The organism is Paenibacillus xylanilyticus (assembly GCF_013359935.1).
Lineage (GTDB): Bacteria > Bacillota > Bacilli > Paenibacillales > Paenibacillaceae > Paenibacillus > Paenibacillus xylanilyticus.
In genome coordinates, this window is the sequence record NZ_JABMCB010000149.1 from 60,190 (window position 1) to 78,632 (window position 18,443).

At 49.5% G+C, this 18,443-nt stretch carries 20 protein-coding genes and 1 tRNA gene; 4 read left to right on the forward strand and 17 right to left on the reverse strand.

Going from position 1 to position 18,443, the window contains the following annotated elements; all coding sequences use genetic code 11:
- Positions 1-231: 231 nt before the first annotated feature.
- Positions 232-305, reverse strand: a tRNA-Arg gene (locus tag HP552_RS04460).
- 271 nt (positions 306-576) lie between these two features.
- On the opposite strand from HP552_RS04460, the gene HP552_RS04465 reads away from it, so the two are divergent.
- Positions 577-870 (forward strand): magnetosome magnetite crystal formation protein family, encoded by a 294-nt coding sequence (locus HP552_RS04465; RefSeq protein WP_175394415.1) that lies wholly within the window; start codon positions 577-579, stop codon positions 868-870.
- 72 nt (positions 871-942) lie between these two features.
- Here HP552_RS04465 and HP552_RS35330 read toward each other — a convergent pair whose 3' ends face one another.
- The 3 genes from HP552_RS35330 to HP552_RS04475 all read right to left on the reverse strand — a co-directional run bounded on the left by HP552_RS35330 (position 943) and on the right by HP552_RS04475 (position 1,818).
- On the reverse strand, positions 943-1,071 hold the full coding sequence (locus HP552_RS35330; protein WP_281366003.1) for a hypothetical protein: 129 nt from the start codon (positions 1,069-1,071) through the stop codon (positions 943-945).
- A gap of 73 nt (positions 1,072-1,144) precedes the next feature.
- Positions 1,145-1,498, reverse strand: coding sequence for a hypothetical protein (locus tag HP552_RS04470; protein WP_175394416.1), 354 nt, complete (start codon positions 1,496-1,498; stop codon positions 1,145-1,147).
- Between the two features lie 20 nt (positions 1,499-1,518).
- Complete coding sequence (locus tag HP552_RS04475) at positions 1,519-1,818, reverse strand: hypothetical protein (protein ID WP_175394417.1); 300 nt, start codon at positions 1,816-1,818, stop codon at positions 1,519-1,521.
- 192 nt (positions 1,819-2,010) lie between these two features.
- On the opposite strand from HP552_RS04475, the gene asnB reads away from it, so the two are divergent.
- The gene (gene asnB / locus HP552_RS04480) at positions 2,011-3,855 is read left to right on the forward strand and encodes an asparagine synthase (glutamine-hydrolyzing) (RefSeq protein ID WP_175394418.1); all 1,845 of its coding nucleotides are present in this window, start codon (positions 2,011-2,013) and stop codon (positions 3,853-3,855) included.
- Positions 3,856-4,022: 167 nt separating this feature from the next.
- Here the strand turns inward: asnB and HP552_RS04485 are convergent, their stop codons facing one another.
- The 8 genes from HP552_RS04485 to HP552_RS04520 form a co-directional block, all read right to left on the reverse strand.
- A complete protein-coding gene (locus HP552_RS04485) occupies positions 4,023-4,892 on the reverse strand; it encodes an STM4011 family radical SAM protein (protein WP_175394419.1) in 870 nt (289 codons plus the stop codon).
- Positions 4,889-6,283, reverse strand: coding sequence for an STM4012 family radical SAM protein (locus HP552_RS04490; RefSeq protein WP_175394420.1), 1,395 nt, complete (start codon positions 6,281-6,283; stop codon positions 4,889-4,891). The genes HP552_RS04485 and HP552_RS04490 overlap by 4 nt, the downstream gene beginning before the upstream one ends.
- A 57-nt stretch (positions 6,284-6,340) precedes the next feature.
- Positions 6,341-7,126 (reverse strand): STM4013/SEN3800 family hydrolase, encoded by a 786-nt coding sequence (locus tag HP552_RS04495; protein WP_175394421.1) that lies wholly within the window; start codon positions 7,124-7,126, stop codon positions 6,341-6,343.
- Positions 7,119-8,408 (reverse strand): STM4014 family protein, encoded by a 1,290-nt coding sequence (locus HP552_RS04500; protein WP_246310754.1) that lies wholly within the window; start codon positions 8,406-8,408, stop codon positions 7,119-7,121. Before HP552_RS04500 ends, HP552_RS04495 begins: the two co-directional genes overlap by 8 nt.
- Before the next feature lie 3 nt (positions 8,409-8,411).
- Positions 8,412-9,254, reverse strand: coding sequence for an STM4015 family protein (locus HP552_RS04505; protein ID WP_175394422.1), 843 nt, complete (start codon positions 9,252-9,254; stop codon positions 8,412-8,414).
- 359 nt (positions 9,255-9,613) lie between these two features.
- Positions 9,614-10,237: an XTP/dITP diphosphatase gene (locus HP552_RS04510; protein WP_175394423.1), complete on the reverse strand. Its 624-nt coding sequence runs from the start codon at positions 10,235-10,237 to the stop codon at positions 9,614-9,616.
- A 1-nt stretch (position 10,238) separates the two neighbouring features.
- Positions 10,239-10,997: a ribonuclease PH gene (rph, locus tag HP552_RS04515; protein ID WP_095293274.1), complete on the reverse strand. Its 759-nt coding sequence runs from the start codon at positions 10,995-10,997 to the stop codon at positions 10,239-10,241.
- A gap of 171 nt (positions 10,998-11,168) precedes the next feature.
- Complete coding sequence (locus tag HP552_RS04520; RefSeq protein ID WP_175394424.1) at positions 11,169-12,224, reverse strand: GerMN domain-containing protein; 1,056 nt, start codon at positions 12,222-12,224, stop codon at positions 11,169-11,171.
- Between the two features lie 236 nt (positions 12,225-12,460).
- On the opposite strand from HP552_RS04520, the gene HP552_RS04525 reads away from it, so the two are divergent.
- Positions 12,461-13,027, forward strand: coding sequence for a phosphatidylglycerophosphatase A family protein (locus tag HP552_RS04525; RefSeq protein WP_175394425.1), 567 nt, complete (start codon positions 12,461-12,463; stop codon positions 13,025-13,027).
- 107 nt (positions 13,028-13,134) lie between these two features.
- Here the strand turns inward: HP552_RS04525 and HP552_RS04530 are convergent, their stop codons facing one another.
- From HP552_RS04530 to HP552_RS04550, 5 genes are all read right to left on the reverse strand, one after another.
- Positions 13,135-13,788: a ferric reductase-like transmembrane domain-containing protein gene (locus tag HP552_RS04530; RefSeq protein WP_175394426.1), complete on the reverse strand. Its 654-nt coding sequence runs from the start codon at positions 13,786-13,788 to the stop codon at positions 13,135-13,137.
- Between the two features lie 49 nt (positions 13,789-13,837).
- Positions 13,838-14,878 (reverse strand): FAD:protein FMN transferase, encoded by a 1,041-nt coding sequence (locus HP552_RS04535; RefSeq protein WP_175394427.1) that lies wholly within the window; start codon positions 14,876-14,878, stop codon positions 13,838-13,840.
- The gene (locus HP552_RS04540) at positions 14,875-15,210 is read right to left on the reverse strand and encodes a hypothetical protein (RefSeq protein WP_175394428.1); all 336 of its coding nucleotides are present in this window, start codon (positions 15,208-15,210) and stop codon (positions 14,875-14,877) included. Before HP552_RS04540 ends, HP552_RS04535 begins: the two co-directional genes overlap by 4 nt.
- A 199-nt stretch (positions 15,211-15,409) precedes the next feature.
- On the reverse strand, positions 15,410-16,399 hold the full coding sequence (locus HP552_RS04545) for an MBL fold metallo-hydrolase (protein ID WP_175394429.1): 990 nt from the start codon (positions 16,397-16,399) through the stop codon (positions 15,410-15,412).
- A gap of 22 nt (positions 16,400-16,421) precedes the next feature.
- Positions 16,422-17,165 (reverse strand): class I SAM-dependent methyltransferase, encoded by a 744-nt coding sequence (locus tag HP552_RS04550; RefSeq protein WP_175394430.1) that lies wholly within the window; start codon positions 17,163-17,165, stop codon positions 16,422-16,424.
- A gap of 338 nt (positions 17,166-17,503) precedes the next feature.
- On the opposite strand from HP552_RS04550, the gene HP552_RS04555 reads away from it, so the two are divergent.
- Entirely contained in the window at positions 17,504-18,379 is an 876-nt protein-coding gene (locus HP552_RS04555; RefSeq protein ID WP_175394431.1) for a DUF72 domain-containing protein, read from the forward strand.
- The last annotated feature ends 64 nt before the right edge of the window (positions 18,380-18,443 follow it).

Consider the following 18,443-nt stretch of genomic DNA (forward strand, 5'->3'; position numbering starts at 1 on the left):
ACTGCGAAGTAGTGCTATCGAAGACAATGCTTCGACGAACCGTTGGGGTTCTCATCCCCTGAACGTAAAAGAAGCTTCCCGAAGGAAGCTTCTTTTGAACGTCCCAGGAGGGATACTCTCCTTGCAGTCGAGACTGCGAAGTAGTGCTATCGAAGACAATGCTCCGACGAACCGTTGGGGTTCTCATCCCCTGAACGTAAAAGAAGCTTCCCGGAGGAAGCTTCTTTTGAACGTCCCAGGAGGGATTCGAACCCCCGACCGACGGCTTAGAAGGCCGTTGCTCTATCCTGCTGAGCTACTGAGACAAATATGTATAAATAAAAATTTGGCGCGATTTCTATTATACTCTGTTTTCTATATTTTTCAATACTTTTATAAAAAAAATAATAAACTGCATCCTGTTTCAATCTTTTACGTATTATTTTCATACGTTAGTCACCTAGGGAATATGATCATGATTAGCAGGCAATATTGATACTGCCGGGTCCTAAAGTCTAAGAGTGTTCAATGTCAGCCTGACTGGGTAATCTTTTGCATACATAACTATGAATGAATTCAACAAAGGAGAGAATTGTTATGAGACAGCTTTTATCGGCCTTATCCTATTTCAGTATTTTCTTCGCTCCTTTTCTGTTTCCGATCATTGTCTGGATCGTCGCACGAGACGCCTATATTGAGGGACATGCCAAACGAGCTTTGTTCTCCCACGTTTTCCCGTTTCTTGCCGCCATTCCAATGTTTTATTTCTTTATAACCGCCCAGAGCTTGGGCAGCGCCATCGGGTTTGTCATCCTGTTCTTTGTTATTTATGGATTAAGCTTTATATACAATGTGGTCAAAGGGATTCAAGTGCTTCGTGAATATGCGTAACTTCTTACACACTTTAAAAGTTTACATGCAAAAACCCGCCGTTCCTAAAAACGGCGGGTTTTTCATTCCGGGTTACTTGTTTCCCCGACGCCATGGATTTCTCTGCGTAGGACGCTTGCCGTTGATGGCAAGCATTTCCCCGGCAAACTCGGTATGATGCGCGTAAAGGTTTCCTTTGTTTTTCTTGAACTTGGAAGCCATTGCTATCACCTCCCCGGAACTTATATGTAGTATGCTCCGGGTTAACTCCGTTATCCATGCTGGGAATTGATTATTAAGCCTGACCAATTAAATAGCGTTGAAGGGTCGGACCGAGCAGACCAAACGCAAACAACTCACTTTGGAACCGTGCTTTGTCTTCTCCCGCTGTTACACCTTCACTGTTCTCAAATGCGGTTTCCGTTGCATCTTCAAAGGCCGTATGCATGTTGTTGTTATACCAGTCCAGAACGGCATCCGAATGGTTACGTACAATGCGAACCACTTCCATACTTCCAGGCTGAGTTGCCGCTACATATACTAATAAAGAAGGATCTCCTGCATTAGCGGGCTGTACCTCCACTTCAGCACAAGACAATCCATCCACCTCGGTTAATCTGCGGATCTTGGCATCCTGAATTGCATACATTGTTATCGCTCCTTATCATGTCATGTACTTTGTTCAATCTCTTGTCTTGTCTCAGGCGTTCCCAAACGATAAATTTCGTGATACACCTGCTGTAAGACAGCTTCATAAGCTCGGTTCACAGATTCTTCCGGTGTATCCGGCCACGGGAATACCATTCCTGGAAAAGCCTCTTCCTCTTTTTCCTGCATCAGATTAAGGAGCCCCAGTAAATGTTCCGCTTCCTGAGGTGTCGCCTGAATGACCCATTCATAGGCAGCTGCGTGCTGATCCTGCAAAACGGAACGCCCACCCACAGAGACATAATAGGTTGTTTTGTCCACTATCCATTCTCTCCTTCACAGGCATGCTGAGGCCGTTGTCCCTAGATATAGTTTCCGAAGAGGACAGACATTTTATGCCTGCTTTCGGCATATATTTGTTACGACTTCTGACGAAAATGACAACATTTGCTGGCTCCATGCCATGCAACACCACACGGGATCAACGACTCGACTAAGAAAGGATGAACAACCATGTGCGGTATAACCGGCTTCATACAATGGAATCGGGATTTGACCCAGGAATCGGAGCTGCTGGTCCGAATGACGGACAGTTTGTCGAACCGGGGGCCCGACGCTTCAGGTACATGGATCTCCAATCCTTGTGCATTTGGACATCGCCGGCTCAGCGTAATGGACCCGGAGAATGGCGCTCAACCCATGCATGCGTTACAGGGAGACACCTCCTATACCGTCGTGTATAACGGAGAACTATACAATGCACCCGAATTAAAAAAAGAACTGCTTCAGCGGGGGCACCATTTCCGTACACAATGTGATACGGAAGTTTTGCTGGCCTCTTATATCGAATGGGGACCGGCGTGTGTAGACCGTTTTAATGGCATTTTTGCTTTTGCCATCTGGGACGGGGGGCGTGAACAGGTCTTTATTGCACGTGACCGCCTTGGCGTCAAACCGTTATTCTATAGCAACGCCAAAGACGCTCTCGTATTTGGCTCGGAACCCAAATCCCTTTTGCTGCACCCGGATGTAGAGGCTGCTGTTGGTCCTGAGGGCCTGGCAGAAGTATTTATCGTAGGTCCGGCCAGAACGCCTGGACACGGAGTCTATTCTTCATTGAATGAACTCAAACCGGCACATGCGCTCATCTTTAACCGGAACGGGATCCGAACCTATGCGTATTGGAAGTTGGAAAGTCGCCCGCATGAGCATGACCTGGATGAGACAGCTGCCGAAGTCCGGCGTTTGTTGCAGGATACACTTGAACGCCAGCTGGCGTCCGATGTTCCGGTCTGTTCCCTCCTATCAGGTGGGCTCGACTCCAGTGCTCTGTCCGCACTGGCGGTAGACTATTACAACCGCACGGGTCAGGGCCAAGTCAGTACGTATTCCGTCGATTATGTCGATAATGCGAAGCATTTCCAGGCTCACTCGTTCCAGCCCGGTGCTGATGGCCCCTGGATCCAGCGTATGGTAGATGAGCTCAAGACTGACCATCACTGGATTGAGATCGAGAATGGTGAACTGGTTCATGCCTTGAATCAGGCGATGATCGTACGGGATTTGCCGGGGATGGCTGATGTCGATTCCTCTCTCTACCTGTTCTGTAAAGAAATCAAAAAAGGGGCGACCGTCGCCATCTCGGGAGAGGCAGCAGATGAAGTGTTTGGAGGATATCCCTGGTTCCATCGGGATGAAATGCTGAATTCCGGAACGTTCCCCTGGTCGGTAGCGCCCGACATGCGCGCAGGGCTGTTGTCGCCGGATGTTCGGGAATGGATCAGACCGCTGGACTATCTTGCCGACCGGTATTCAGATGCTGTAGCAGAGACTCCTTTACTGGATGGTGAAACCGGAAAAGCAGCACAAATGCGTGTCATGTCTTACCTGAACATCACCCGGTTTATGCCTACTTTGCTGGATCGTAAGGATAGGATGAGTATGGGTGCAGGGCTCGAGGTTCGAGTACCTTACTGTGATCACCGCCTGATCCAATATGTGTTTAACATTCCCTGGGAAATGAAAATAACGGGCGGCCGTGAGAAGGGCATCTTGCGAAAAGCGTTGGAGGGTGTGCTGCCTGACGATGTCTTATATCGTAAAAAAAGTCCGTATCCCAAAACACATAATCCGCAGTATTTGGCTGCTGTTAAGCAGCAGGTACTGGATATTCTTGATGATGCGACTTCACCGATTCTACCCCTGATTGACAAGGATCAGATTCGCAAACTCGCTTCTTCACCTGATGCTTCCTCCAATCTTCCCTGGTTTGGGCAGCTCATGTCTGGGCCACAGTTATTCGCTTATTTGACACAAATTAACTCATGGTTACGCACGTACAAGGTTGCCATTCGTTAAAACAACGTTTTCCATTTCGATTCGAATAAAGGGGTGCCCGGTGAACAGCATTTAATGCATTCACCGGGCACCCCTTTAAATATAAATATAGAGTTCCCATCTACTTCCAACATCATGTTCATATTAATCAATCGTCATTTAATCCCCCCCCCAAAAAACCAGGAGAATTATCGATTCAGCACAACCGATTGAGGATTCCGTTCAAGCAAGCCATTGCCATAAATTTCTCTAAACGGAGAGTCCAGCATATGCACATATCCGATGTAGCAGCCGCACTTTTTCATCCTGCAGGGCCGATCAGCGGATAACTTCTCCAGACCATCACGGTACAAATGGCCAATGATCCGGCGATCCTTGTAACACCTTTTTACATGCCCCGATCCTTGCACATAAAATACTTCCGATCCGGCCGCACAGCCTTTGCCATAACTCTCGTAATCCTGCAGATTGCCTTCAAACAGCGGGTCGATGGATCGCAAATACTCAACCTCTTCTGCCGTGTAATATTTGGGTTTATCCTTGAATGCATTGATCCACATGTACACATCGTCTGGCAAAGCTTTTCTCATGGATTGGATTGCAGGGAAGGCACTGCGAAGCCCAACTGTGCCCACACTGAAATTAAGGCCCATTTCACGTAAAGTAAGGCACTGCTTCACAAAAGAGGATTCTTTGGTCTCACGCGGGTGATATGTTGCCCAGAAGGCAGCTGTTCCGGAATTCAGTTCACGAGCCCAATCCAGCTTCACGGACAGGTTGGTCTGCACAGCGACCTTATTTACATGAGGCATATGTGACAGTTCAACCATGGCTTCCCTGTACCAACGCCGGACCAGAGCCTCTCCATACGGATTGAAGAAAATGGACAACTGATGTCCAGCAACTTCCTGGGCCTTCACCCAATTCACAAATTGACGCAACTGCTGTTCGTCGGTTTCCAGTGTCTCCTTGGAATCCACGGTTTTGCTAAATGGACAATAGGGACAGTCGTAATTGCAGGACGACAGCTTTCCCCGATAATACAAGGTTGCTCTCATGAGAACACAAACCCTTCCATTTGTTCACGAATCTCGGCGGATATCAACCAATCACCTATCGCATCAGAGTATCCCAGCCCCTCTTCAGTCAAACGCAGAATCTGGCGTCCATCCTCCTGCTTGATCCGTGCCATTCCCTCTGTCAGCAGTTCGGCCAGCCAAACATAATCTGACATAACTTCACTTCCGAATCGCTGAAGATAATCTGCTAAAGTCAGGCCTTCCCGATGCAGCAGTGCCTTTAAAATAAATCTGCGTTTTTGTTCTTCTCTGCTCAGTACAATGCCGTAGTCAGCCACATCATACCGCTCGGTTGCCACATAATCCGCGATAATGCTCTGAGTAGCTTTATAGCTTACTCCGTATTTTGAAGCATAGTGCACTTCGCTGGTGTACGAACGGGCGCCGCATCCCAGGCCAACCATGCCTTCTTCCTGACAGCTGTAGGGGAGAAGGTCTTTGCTTGCCGGAGAAGATGACTCCTTCGCAAATCTGCGCATGGAATACTGAACATAGCCACGACTTTTTAGCATATCACGGGCGGCAGTGTAGAGCTGCATGCGGATATCCGGCCCCTGTCGCTGAATGTCTTCCGGCTTCACGATGGTATTCTCGCGGGTATAGAGCGGATAAATGAAAATTTCCCCGGGTTCATAAGATAGAGCACGCTCGAGCGAGTACAGCCACGATTTCACCGTTTGTCCCGGCAAACCGTAGATCAAATCCAGATTCAACAAAGGAAAGTTGTATCGGGTCAGCTTCTCAAGTGCGCGCTCCACTTCCTGTGGTTTCTGGGGGCGGTAAATCGCTGCAGCTTCCGCTTCGATAAAGCTCTGAATCCCCATGCTGACACGGTCCACGCTACGTTCCTTCAACAACGTGAGCTTGGCTTCGGTCACCGTGTCGGGTGATGTCTCCACCGAAATGGAAGCGTGTGTGGGATCAAGTCCCATGACATTTTCCGCAATGTCAAACAACCGATTCAACTGAATTTCATTCAGCAATGTTGGCGTCCCGCCACCTATGGCAAACCTGGAATATGGTCTGCGCGACGTAATAGGCGCCCACTGCTTCGCCTGCCGTTCCAGTGCATCCACATAACGTTCATGCGTATCGTCACGCCGATCAGGCAAAGTGAACAAGTTGCAAAATCCGCAGCGGGCAGCGCAAAACGGAATATGCATATATAAAAAATACGTATCCGTGTTCTCCCGTTCCCACAATGGCCCCAGGGGCAGCGGAGGCTCCAACTCCCGATACGCCGTCTTATGAGGATAAGAGTATAGATAAGAGCGATAGGGTGAAGACAGTACTTCTCTCAGACCTGTAATCGTATTGGATCCGGACGCTGCGGAATGACCTGTTGTTGTGTTTTGAGATTGATTATCCATCGGTTTCCTCCCTGTCTCCGGTTGTTGTCGTTAACGATAAAATAAAACCACTTCTGTCTATAAAATAAATTCACGATAGGGCACATTCCAGACGACTTCATGTGCCAGCCTGTGCCCATGGTACCCATCTTCACCATAAGCCGTCCCATGATCGGAAAACGCAAGACAGAACGTTGGCCGCGAGCGCTGCCGCATGGCATCAAACAATGGACCAAGGGCTTGATCCACGTACCGAAGTGCGGCCCGTTGAGTCTGAACGGAGTCCTCTCTTGCCCCTTCCACGAAGTAACGATTGGGACCATGGATAGCGGACACATTCAAAAAAAGAAATACTTTCTCATCCTGCGGTATCTGATCAAGCAGCTTCAATGCATGCTGAACCTGATGCTCTGTCGAGCGAGGGTTCGTTACCCCGAAGTTCATTCGCCAATAACTCTGCTGAAAGTAACCAGGCAGCACTTTGGCAAGCGGATTTTTTTTCGTGAAAAAGATGACCCCACCAATACAGATCGTACGATATCCTTCCTCCGCCAGACCGGATACGATATCCGGTGTATCAAACAGCCAGGTATGCGGATGAGTCTTCAATCCGGTATTTCGTGAATGAAACAGTCGGACATGAGAGGCTTTGTCCGTATTCGCAGGCGTAGGCATGAACCCGCCAAAAAAGGCATGATGTGCCGCATATGTAAAACTTCCTGGCGTATGGCGTTTCTCCCAGGAGCCCGAACCACACAGATTGGGACAATTCGGTTCCTCCAGCTTCGCTGCGTCATACCTTAACGTATCCAAGGTAATCATCAACAGATCATGAGAGCCCACAATGGTGTTCATATCAGGCATGTTCGTAAGGCTCCTTTTGCAAAATATCCATCTCCCATTCATATGTTCCAAGTCCGTCGTGCTGTACGTGGTACAACAGATCGCCGAACGGATTTACATCCAGAACATAGGCATGCGGTTTGTCCCCTCCACTGAGCATTACATCAATACCGGCAGACCATGAGTTGGGAAAAGCAGCCATAGCTCTTAGGGCAGCGGTCTGAACCAGTCCCAGCTTTTGCTCATCCAGCCCTGCTTCTACAGGCAGCATTCGCTCATTGCGTAGATGCAGATTGGTTATGGGTGTATGACTTAACCGCATAATCGCATGACCTGCATGTCCACCAGCTACAAGTTGACGTATATCAAATACGCGCGAACCATGGGAAGCTTTGACCATCCAGCGTTCAATCTGAGCACCTTCAGCACATAACCAGTCGAGCAGAGGCTCAATTTCTTCCCTGCGGGTATACCTCTGCATGCGGCCTTCATTATAGAAAACAAGCTTGCCCTCAATATGTTCCATTCCCACTGTGGTTAGAGCAATCTCCGCGCCCGTTCTCGGGTTGAACTGATAAGCAACAACACCGGATGCCGCTGAGCCACAAGCAAGCTTAACAAACACTCTGTGCATGCCTGCGACCTGCATGGCAGCGCGCAATTCCGAATAACTCAATATCTGTCCCGATGATTGCAGGACAGGAGGGACATCCACACCGTGGGCGGATAGATGCTGCTGACACTTTCTTTTGTCAAACATGATGGCAATATCTTCGGGATCGTTCAGGAACCTGGCAGAAGGCCAGAATTCATTCACTTCCCGTCCGATTCGCTCCAGACATGTTCTCCAGCCATTAAACCACTGGGCCGGTGCATAGATGCGTCCCCAATCCTGCTGCAGATCAAGCGCCTGCTCGGCAGGAATCCGCTCTTTTCTGCCTAAATAAAAGGAAGGCTCGTATTCTTCCGCACCAAGCGATAGCAATCCACGCTCCACGTCCCACTGCTCTCCTGGGGCATCTATTCGAACCAGGGGTGCATCTTGCGATGGTGGTGCATCCCCGGCTGTAACCTTTTTCTGGATTACTTCTGCCAGGGTTGCACCCTGTCTCCAGGTCTTGAGCAAGTCGGCATAGGGAATCACCACAGCGGGCTTCAAGCCACATTGCTGCCTTGCCTGCTGCAGTCCCTTGGTTCTGCGGTTATCCGGGTTTCCAATCAACCAAAACGGTCGCTCCCCGTCCATGCCATTGACTTGAGTTTGCTGTCCGTGAACCATCTTGTCTTTAGTAATGCCTGGCATTCCTTATTCCGTTAGTGACGGATAACGCCAGTCATCTTCGTCACTCTCTTGCTGATCACTGACATCCACAGAAATGCCTGAGCGTTTCCAGCGAATGAGCATTTCGTCCGTCATGTAGTGGTAACTGAGATCAAGATGCTTCAATGTTTTGATCTTGTCGCTGGCGAGCAGTGCCTCGGCCCCTTCATCCGACAAGGTCCCTTGGGAAAGATCCAGTACTTCCAGCTGATCCACGATGGGAGCCTGCGCCACAGCTTTGGCAATTTCATCTTGAATTTCACTGTCTTTCAGGCCAAGATACACAAGTTTAGGGAAGCGTCCCTGTTCCAGCAAGGGAAGCACATCTTCGAGTGAACCGTCAAAGCCATAATCATCCACACCCAGATATAGTTCAAGCTTGCGCAGTTCAGGCAATTGAGCATGGCTAATCGAAGCTAATACTTCTTGCGGCAGCCCTCCGCAGATAATAACCAGCTCTTCAAGTTTGGCATGCTGCAGAGGTTCGAGAACCAATCCGCTGCTTCCTTTAACCGAAAATGACTTCAATTCAGGAAAAGCGTTCAATAGTGGCGTCAGATCGGTCTGAATAATCCAGGATACCTCGCACTCTTCAAAACCCATATCTCCAATAAACAGCTTTTTCAACGAAGGGAAGCTTGGTGCCAGCTGAATGAGAGTGCCCATAAAATCGTCCGGCGAATTTTCGTAAGCTTGTCCCCAGTCTCCAATGATCAGACTCTCCAGTGAACCTGCCTCTGGTTTGGCTGCTAATTCCTTGATTAAATTCTCCATACGGACATCGTTCTCATAGTCATCGTAAGACACTGTAAGTTTCACTTCCTGCATGCGCTAATCCCCTCCGCTTGAGTTCATTCTTGAGTCGTTACCATGAATGTTAACCCATACGGTACAAGGCTTGCAACTTCTTCCAACTCCGGTCCCAAGCTGATTCTCAAACGCGCAATCGTAATATGTGGCCATCTAGGAATAGGAACATATGTTCCGAATAGAGTAAGTGAAAACACGGGATGGATGGTAGGTCTATCGATGGATTTGCATCTCACTCTGTCGCTATCATTCTTTTCGAAAATAAAAAAAGCGTTAATAGAAGGAGAGCATTCCGCAAGAATGGCGCTTTCCTTCCATTAACACTTTACTATTTGAAGCTGCTATATCCGATTCAAGACGCTCCTGTTAACTACGATTCATCCTTCAAGTTTGGATACAAGCGCCCGCAGTGCATGGCCACGATGACTTATCGCCTGCTTTTGCTCCAGCGTAAGCTCGGCCATCGTCATCTCGTATTCAGGCACATAGAAAAGAGGATCATATCCAAAACCGCCACCCCCGGCAGCCTCGCTTGTAATCCAACCTTCCGCTGTACCTTCCGCTTCAAACTTTTCCCCCGATACCGGGTCATACAGGACCAATGCACATACAAAGCGTGCCGGACTGAGCAATGGCTGTTCAGTATCCTCACCGGATTTTATGGATTCAAGCGTTCGAAGCAGCTTGGCATTATTCAGGGCATCCGTTGCTCCTTCGCCAGCATATCTTGCCGAGTACACGCCCGGCTCTCCATCCAGCAAGTCCACACAAAGTCCGGAATCATCGGCGAGTACTGGAAGGCCAAGCGCATCCCCTACGGCCTTGGCTTTCTTCCATGCATTCTCGGCAAAGGTTACCCCATCCTCCACGACATCCGGCAGTTCGGGATAGTCAAACATGCTTTTGACCTCTTTGCCAAGTGGGGCAAATGCATGGGCAAACTCCCTTACTTTCCCCTGATTCCGGGTTGCAACAATAATGATTGGGCTATCCAGACGCATCTTAGGCTTCTCCTAATCCACTAGCGCCGATCTTGAGCGCAATCGGACCAAGCACTTCTTTTTGCCGCTCGATCATCTCCAGGATTCCCTGTTCACCCAGCTCCAGCATGGCATTCAGCTCACGGCGGTCAAACGGGGCCTCTTCCCCTGTTCCCTGCAGCTCCACATATTTCCCGCCACCTGTCATCACCAGGTTCATATCCACCTTCGCTTTGGAATCCTCATCATAGTTGAGATCCAGAACAGGCTGTTCTCCAACTACACCAACACTTACAGCTGCAATGAAATCCGTGATGGGGAATGTTTGCAGGCGATGCTGCTGGGCAATTTTGTTCACAGCCAGCGCCAGCGCCACAAACGAACCGGTAATGGACGTTGTACGTGTGCCTCCGTCCGCCTGAATGACATCACAATCCAGGGTAATGGTCCGCTCGCCAAGGGCCTGCAAGTTAACAACAGAGCGCAACGCACGGCCGATCAGACGCTGAATTTCCATGGTGCGCCCAGTCAATTTCCCGCGATTGGCTTCGCGCTGATTACGGGTATGGGTTGCACGGGGCAGCATGGAGTATTCAGCGGTAACCCAGCCTTTTCCCTGACCTTTCATGAAGGGAGGAACACGTTCCTCTACCGTTGCTGTACAAATAACCTTCGTATCTCCGACTTCAATCAGTACAGAACCTTCGGCGTATTTATTTGTGTTAATTGTTAAATTCATCGGCCGCAGCTGTTCGCTGGTTCGTCCGTTAGATCTCATCATTTCTGCCTCCTACGACTTAAGCATCCTGTAATTGTTGAACTGATTCACACTTACTAATCCCTTCTATTTTACCAAAGAGTCACCTTAAAAGCATCTATCCGCCAAAGAGTGCTGCTGCAAACATTTATCCACCAAGGACTTCTGTTAACATTCCCCGGCGTTGTCTGGATCTTAAATTGGAATTTCGTTGATATATTCAGGTTTGGAGACCGGCGCACTATAATCCCGGTTATCATCACCCATCACCGTTTTTTGACCGTTCCACTCGATTTGGACTTTGGCATCCTTACTTGCCGTGTTCTCTGTGGTAGTCAAGACGACCGATTGCAGCAGCTCACTTGGCACGACATCTCCTTCAACGAACATATCGTCTTTGAGTGCGACCGTAACCGTTCCATCCTCAGCCGTTTTGACGGATTGCAGCTCCGTTCCACCTGTCATGACCTCTTCCAGCTCGCCGCCCTTGGCTGGCCCCTTAATCAGCTCATTCAGCGCCGCCTGCACCCGGTCCGTACCCGGTGTGACCAGACGCGTAACCGGAACGTAATATTGAATGCCTGCTGGCGAAGCTGCCGAGAAATACACGGTTACCGGACTGCTGTTGGTCGTGAATGTATCCCCCAGATCCAGATTGATGCCTACCGCCCGGTTCAGCGGTTCAGGCAGCGGTGTACTGTTGACCGGCATTTGTGTCAGCTTTTTGCCATCTACCCAGATCTGCACGTTCTCCACATCCGGTGTGCCTGTCAATGTCCATGTTACAGCTTCCAGCATTTTGCGCTCATCCTTGGCATCGTATTTGGCAAAATTACCGGAGAACTCTACAACAGCCAGTTTGTCATCCGGATGTACGGTTACATTCTGCACCACGGTCCCTTGCGGGAGAACGCCTTGGAATCCTTCAGGCAGCATACCTGCGTACTCGCCACCCGTTACGAGGGTATCCAGTGCGGTCTTCGGACTGCTAACATCCGACCCGGATGGAAGTGTCAATGATACCGGAGCAAGCAACCCTTGCTGATCCTGCAAATAAACCGTCGTGAGTGGAAGCGTCGCGAGTGTCCCATTGCCTTCGGCTGCCTGAATCATGGCTGCTTCCTGGATGGGCGGCGGCGGATCAATCGCCTCGGATGACTGTGCATTAAACATGCCGCAGCCGGACAGTACCATAGGAATGCTCAGCAGCGCAGCTGCCGATGCCGTACGCATATATCGGATCTTACTCATGATTACGTTCCCCCTCATCATTTTTACAGTTTGTACTACCATGTATACGAGCCTCTGTCCAAAAAATAACTACTTTTTAAACAAGCTCCTGGTGTACCAAGCCGAAAACTGCTCTTGTTTCCGCCTTGAAGGTTACTGAACTAACTCAAAACGATATTGAAAGAAACGCAAAACGGTTAATTACGTATTAGGAAGCAAGAGTAGGGACATTGCTAACATCAGAGGAGGAATCGCCCATGGAACATCCTGAGCAAGAAAAAATCCCTTACAGCCTGAACAGCCGCAAAGTAGCGGACGCAACAAGGGAATGGCTGCATAAGCGGGGCGTCACGATCCCTGAGATCGCAGAATTGGTCATGTTATTGCAGAAAAAATACTATCCGGATCTTACGATGGAAGAATGTATCGATAATGTGGAGAAGGTTCTCCGCAAACGCGAGGTGCAGAACGCTGTTCTGACGGGCATTCAGCTTGATCTGCTGGCAGAGCAGGGTCAGCTCATTTCGCCTTTGCAGGAAATGATTGAGAATGATGAAGGGTTATATGGCGTGGATGAGATTCTCGCATTCTCCATCGTCAATGTATACGGCAGCATCGGATTCACGAATTACGGTTATGTAGACAAGCTTAAACCCGGTGTACTTGAGCGGCTGAATGATAAAAGCCTGGGACCTGTACATACGTTTCTGGACGATATCGTCGGGGCCATCGCATCAGCAGCAAGCAGCCGGATCGCGCACCGCAAACAGTCCGAGCTTGAAGAAGCATTGGGCGAGAAACCGGTCAGTGATGACGTCGTTTAAGCCACGTCTGGCACTCAGAAATGAGACATGTCTGTAAAAGACAGCTCATAGAAAAAAGCGGCCAATCGGCCGCTTCTTTTTTCGTATATATCAAGTATACGTTACGACTATTTTAAACGCTCCTGTCTCCCCGCTCCAGCGAGTCCATATGCTTCGCCCCACATCCGTTCCACGGTTGGCTTAGACTGCGAACGATTGTGCCCAATCGTGATTTGCGGTCCTTTGCGCTCACGCATCAGCCCTCGCAGCACCGTTATGCCCAGGATGGACAATCCCGTGAATGCGTATATTAAACGCATCAGCACGTTCCCCGAATCGGAACCAGTAATCATGCCGTGCACCAGCAAACAGATGAACGCTGGATATGAGAGCATGTGGAACACAATCCACCATTTGCGCCCCAATTTGTTACGCAGATCACTGGACAGCAGCACGATTAGCAAACCGTAAAAGGATAATGTCCCCAGGCCGCTGCCAACCGGATGCACTGAAGCAGTAAATGGAATAAGCATTTCACTCCAGGTAAATGGACTGTAATGATCGATGTAAAGGGTTAACGCATGTAAGATACCAAGTCCAAAGGCGAGCCAGGTTGTTCGGGTATGCCACTGGTACATGGCTGCTTTGGACTTGCCCTTGGCGGCAGGCAACCCCTGTGCAATTCCCAGAAACACCCCCGCAAAGAGCAGCAGATAAGCGGCTATTCCACTAATACGAATGAAATTCCATGTCGGCAAATAATCTACAATCCATTGTGCCATAACCGGCTCCCCCCTATCTGATAGACTTGTCGTTTCAGTATTTTGCATTTTAAATAAAGCTAAAGCAATGATCCGGTTCAAACCCAGGCCACCGCTGCTTGAGTGTATCCTTGTCCCCACGGAACCAGAGCTTTCCTTCCCGGGTCATCCATAACACATCATGCCGATCATAATGCCGATTCAACCAGCCAATCGCTTCAGCACTTCCCAGGATACAGACAGTCTTCGCAATAATCTCGCATTGTGAGACATGCTGGCCCACAGCGGTACACTGCACGACATCTGTGTCAGCCGGTTCCATGGTCCTCGGGTCAATCAAGTGGTGGCAGAGGCGTCCATCAGCCTGCTGCCATTGTCTTCGGGCAATGCCTGAAGTCGCCGCAGCACCAGATCCTAACTGAATGCTCCCTGTTAAATTCCGTTTATCCAGCAAAGGATCCTTTACATAGATCGTCCATGCAGAAGAAGGAGGCGTACCCCACACCTGAATATCGCCTCCTGCATTAATCATGCCTGCAGGAATATGAAGTGAATGCTGCAACCAGTCGGCAATACGCTCGGTTGCCCAGCCTTTCACAATGCCGCCCAGATCCAGTTCCAGCCCCGGATCCGTATGAACCATCCGGCTGCCCTCTCGATGAATCCATCCCGGACAAGTATAATCGCGGTCCTCTCCGAGGATCGGCGAGGCAAGTGAGGTTGAGGTATGGAGCAGGGATTGTGTTGTGCTTGGCTTACCCTGCCCGATCTGTTCGAAGCTGACATCGTATCCCTGTTCCCGAAGTGCCCTTGAAATCCCGGGTTGAAAAATCCCTTCCGTCTGACCTATATATCCGTATGCCAAACTTAATACCTCATCCATGGCAGCGGAGACAGACATCCAACCCGCCTTTCGATTCAGACGATTCAACTCGCTATCAGGTATAAAACGACTGAAACGCTGCTCCTGTGTTTCAAACCAATTCTTCACGAGTGCAGCTGCATGCTCCGCTTCCTCACGTCCGGCTGTTACCAGCTGAACCTCCACGTCCGTGTTCATTGCACGAAACCTGAACCTGATCGGACGCGTGGTCTCTTCAGCGCGGCTCATGATACACCTGTGCGTGACTGGAAACTTCCTCTGCCGGTTCCCGAATCGGCTTCCTGTTCAGGCTGCCCAATGTCTTTTCCATAAAGTCTGCTTTGGTTGTTCTGCTCCTCTTCGTGATTCGGAGCCAAGCTGCCTGTCCATTCATCCATTACATCATCCCGGGTATCCATCTGACTTGCAGGCAGACCATCGGTATCTGTTCCACTCGATGCTGCATAAGCGACATCAAAGGCATCAGAGGTTCTTACATATTGAAAGAGTGCAGCCACAGTTAATGTTGCAATCGCTGAGGCTTGCCATTTTCTCCATTGATTTCGTTTTGTTCTGTTCATCGCGCTTCCCTGCTTTCTCTGGCGAAGTTCATGAACTTATCTTATGGGCCTTGGATTAAAAGCAGATGAAGGAACCGTTAAGAAAGGCTAAAGCTTTCCATTATTCAGACCCATATACAGCAAAAGGCCCTGAAAAGGAGATGTTCTCCCATTCCAGAGCCTTATTAACCGTTTAATTTTATTAAGTCCACATACTATCTCAGTTATGCTTTTTGAAAAAAAATGATCCATCTGCTTTCTGTTCCTGCACAATACGTTCTCGCCTGATTAACTCCTGTAAATGCGCCAATGTTTCACTCATGGCAAACCGCAGCTGATGTATGCCCAATCGATCGCCAAACAAGGAAACGCAAACGTCATATCCGTTCGCTGGATGCTCGTAAATATGCTCGGCCATCTTTTGTAGCCGCTCTTCATGGTGAGCCAGCAATTGAGACGTTCGTTCACTGAAATGGCCAAACGGATTCCGATGCCCCGGATAGGCCGTCTTGATATCCAGGGTCCCGAGACGGTGCAACCCCTCTAGATAAGAAAACAATGGCTGAGCATCACTTTCAGGCTGCAAACTGATATTGGGCGAAATCTGCGGCAGAACCGCATCACCGCATATCATTTCTCTGGACTCTGGCGCATAAAAGGATAGATGCCCCGGGGCATGTCCACCTGTCTCGATGGCTACCCATCTCTTACCGCCCATATCCAGCCAATCCCCGTCCTCAATAAACGTCACGTCCGGCACCGGGGTAATCTGCGAGACAAATCCCTCCAGATGTTCGCGGATCTGTACGGTTTTATCTTCGGGCATCCCATGATGATGATAGAATTCAGGCAGCATGGTATTAATGGTCGCGTCCGGACCCCACATGTAGTCTGCCTCCTGGCGCGATCTCGCAGACATGCGCACAGGTGCACCCGACTTCTGCTGCATCCAGCCCGACAAACCGAGATGATCGGGATGATGATGAGTCAATACAATTTGACGGATATCCTGAAATGACAAGCCGAGGCTTGTCAGAGCTTCCTGCCATTCCTGTTCCGTTCCTGAATTACGCGGTCCAGGGTCAACCACCGTTATCATTCCATCCGGTTCATAAAGCACATAACTGTTCACCCAGCGCAGCGGGAAAGACATCGTGATCTGGAGCCGATGCATGCCCTCCGGCATGGGGATTGCTTCCGTTCGTTTCATTTTCTTCTCCTCCATGATCTTCTCACTCTGCAGGCCGATGCCCAACAAAAATCATGCGCGGGGAATCCTGCTCGTCGTATTTCTCTTCATCATAACCTCCATGAACCTGATCTACCACAAGTCCTGCCTCCTGCAGCAGTTCACTCAGTTGTTCACGGGTATACAGCTTGACACGCTCCTGATAAATTCGAGGTTTATCACTGGAATCAGCATCGGTAATGTGAATTTCTTTTTGCACAAAGCCGTTCTCGATCTTGCGAAACTCCTCAATATGCTGTCCTTCTGCGTCACGCTTGGAATGGGGTACCAGATGGCGGGTCACATAAGCCGTGTTCATAAAATCTATGATGTAGCTGCCGCCAGGCTTCAGCATGTGACGAATGACACGCAACACCTTGAGCTGTTCCCCATCCTCACGAAAATAACCAAATGATGTGAACAGGTTGACTACAGCGTCAAATCCGCCTTTGAGCGGCAGATCACGCATGTCGGCGTGAACCCACTCCACACGATCCTCGGTATCCATTTGTCGCGCTTCACGCAGAAGCACATCGGACAGATCAATTCCGGTCACCCGGAAGCCTGCGTCAGCCAGTGCCAAGGAATGGCGACCCATGCCGCAGCATAGATCCAGGACTCGTGCCTTTGGCTCGAGTTTTAACCAATTAATCATTTTATGTACTTCCTCATATGCACCTTGCACATCCCGGTGCTTGTATACGAGAAGGTAATCTTCTCCAAAACTTTTTTCATACCATTCCGTCATACGTATCGCCCTCCACATGTCAATGGCCCAACGCTCTGCATCCCATATTCGTAAAGGCCTGATCATACCCCTAAGCTTTTAGTCATTGTATCGCCTTTGTGGTGCAAACTCAAAGATTCCCATGGTTTCTGTTCATTGAACGACCTGAAATCGCCCTATATAATGTTAAACATAGTCACACGGTCGCAAACCGGTTAACTATATGTAAGCCAAACTGATGATTTACACAGTACCACTGCGATTGCATATCAATGAATCATAATATACTCACATCTTGTCGCAATCATAATACGCAATCATAATAATCGGAGACACAACAACAGCAGGAGGTGTTATTCATGATCCGGATTGGACTCACGGGATGGGGAGATCATGAAGATCTGTATCCCGATCGCACCAAAGCGAAAGACAAGCTTCGTCTGTATGGGCAATATTTTTCAACCGTGGAAGTCGACAGTTCCTTCTATGCCGTTCAGCCCCGGGACCGGATGGCACGCTGGGCAGCTGAAACGCCGGATGACTTTTCGTTTATTGTCAAAGCCTATCAGGGAATGACCGGACACCTTCGGGGCAAGCCCTATTTCACCAGTACCTCGGACATGTACAAGGCTTTTCGGGAGTCACTGGAACCCGTGATGGAAGCCGGTAAAATGCAAGCTGCACTGTTTCAATATCCACCGTGGTTTGATTGCAATCGCGATAACGTCAATGAACTGCGTGAAGTGAGATTGCGAATGGAAGGCATCCCTTGCGCTCTCGAGTTTCGTCATCGCAGCTGGTATGAGGATGGCATGCGTGAGCGTACACTCGCTTTTCTGCGGGAACAGGGCTGGATTCACAGTGTCTGTGACGAGCCGCAGGCGGGCTCCGGTTCCATTCCGATCGTGCCGCAGGCCACAGATTCAGAAATGACGCTCGTGCGGATGCACGGACGCAATGTGTCTGGGTGGCACCAGAACGGTGCGCCTAATTGGCGGGAAACCCGTTATTTGTATCGGTACAACAAGGAAGAACTGATGGAGTGGAAAAATTACCTGGAACAGCTGCACGAACAGAGCAAGGAAGTCCATGTGATTTTTAACAACAACTCGGGTGGCGATGCGGCAGCCAATGCGCAGATGATGATGGAGCTGCTGGATATCCCTGTCCAGCCATTCCCTGATCGTACAGCAGATGAGGAAGAGGATGGGCCTGAGCAATTGGAGCTGTTTTGAATTTATTGGCATGAGATAAACGAGCAGGATTGGAGGTGAGGTCTTTAAGCAAAGATTCATAGAG

Bases quoted from the DNA above. Each gene is read 5' to 3' on its own strand.
- HP552_RS04465 (WP_175394415.1), top strand. From the start codon at position 577: ATGAGACAGCTTTTATCGGCCTTATCCTATTTCAGTATTTTCTTCGCT.
- HP552_RS35330 (WP_281366003.1), bottom strand. From the start codon at position 1,071: ATGGCTTCCAAGTTCAAGAAAAACAAAGGAAACCTTTACGCGCATCAT.
- HP552_RS04470 (WP_175394416.1), bottom strand. From the start codon at position 1,498: ATGTATGCAATTCAGGATGCCAAGATCCGCAGATTAACCGAGGTGGAT.
- asnB (WP_175394418.1), top strand. From the start codon at position 2,011: ATGTGCGGTATAACCGGCTTCATACAATGGAATCGGGATTTGACCCAG.
- HP552_RS04485 (WP_175394419.1), bottom strand. From the start codon at position 4,892: ATGAGAGCAACCTTGTATTATCGGGGAAAGCTGTCGTCCTGCAATTAC.
- HP552_RS04490 (WP_175394420.1), bottom strand. From the start codon at position 6,283: ATGGATAATCAATCTCAAAACACAACAACAGGTCATTCCGCAGCGTCC.
- HP552_RS04495 (WP_175394421.1), bottom strand. From the start codon at position 7,126: ATGCCTGATATGAACACCATTGTGGGCTCTCATGATCTGTTGATGATT.
- HP552_RS04500 (WP_246310754.1), bottom strand. From the start codon at position 8,408: ATGCCAGGCATTACTAAAGACAAGATGGTTCACGGACAGCAAACTCAA.
- HP552_RS04505 (WP_175394422.1), bottom strand. From the start codon at position 9,254: ATGCAGGAAGTGAAACTTACAGTGTCTTACGATGACTATGAGAACGAT.
- HP552_RS04510 (WP_175394423.1), bottom strand. From the start codon at position 10,237: ATGCGTCTGGATAGCCCAATCATTATTGTTGCAACCCGGAATCAGGGG.
- rph (WP_095293274.1), bottom strand. From the start codon at position 10,997: ATGATGAGATCTAACGGACGAACCAGCGAACAGCTGCGGCCGATGAAT.
- HP552_RS04520 (WP_175394424.1), bottom strand. From the start codon at position 12,224: ATGAGTAAGATCCGATATATGCGTACGGCATCGGCAGCTGCGCTGCTG.
- HP552_RS04525 (WP_175394425.1), top strand. From the start codon at position 12,461: ATGGAACATCCTGAGCAAGAAAAAATCCCTTACAGCCTGAACAGCCGC.
- HP552_RS04530 (WP_175394426.1), bottom strand. From the start codon at position 13,788: ATGGCACAATGGATTGTAGATTATTTGCCGACATGGAATTTCATTCGT.
- HP552_RS04535 (WP_175394427.1), bottom strand. From the start codon at position 14,878: ATGAGCCGCGCTGAAGAGACCACGCGTCCGATCAGGTTCAGGTTTCGT.
- HP552_RS04540 (WP_175394428.1), bottom strand. From the start codon at position 15,210: ATGAACAGAACAAAACGAAATCAATGGAGAAAATGGCAAGCCTCAGCG.
- HP552_RS04545 (WP_175394429.1), bottom strand. From the start codon at position 16,399: ATGAAACGAACGGAAGCAATCCCCATGCCGGAGGGCATGCATCGGCTC.
- HP552_RS04550 (WP_175394430.1), bottom strand. From the start codon at position 17,165: ATGACGGAATGGTATGAAAAAAGTTTTGGAGAAGATTACCTTCTCGTA.
- HP552_RS04555 (WP_175394431.1), top strand. From the start codon at position 17,504: ATGATCCGGATTGGACTCACGGGATGGGGAGATCATGAAGATCTGTAT.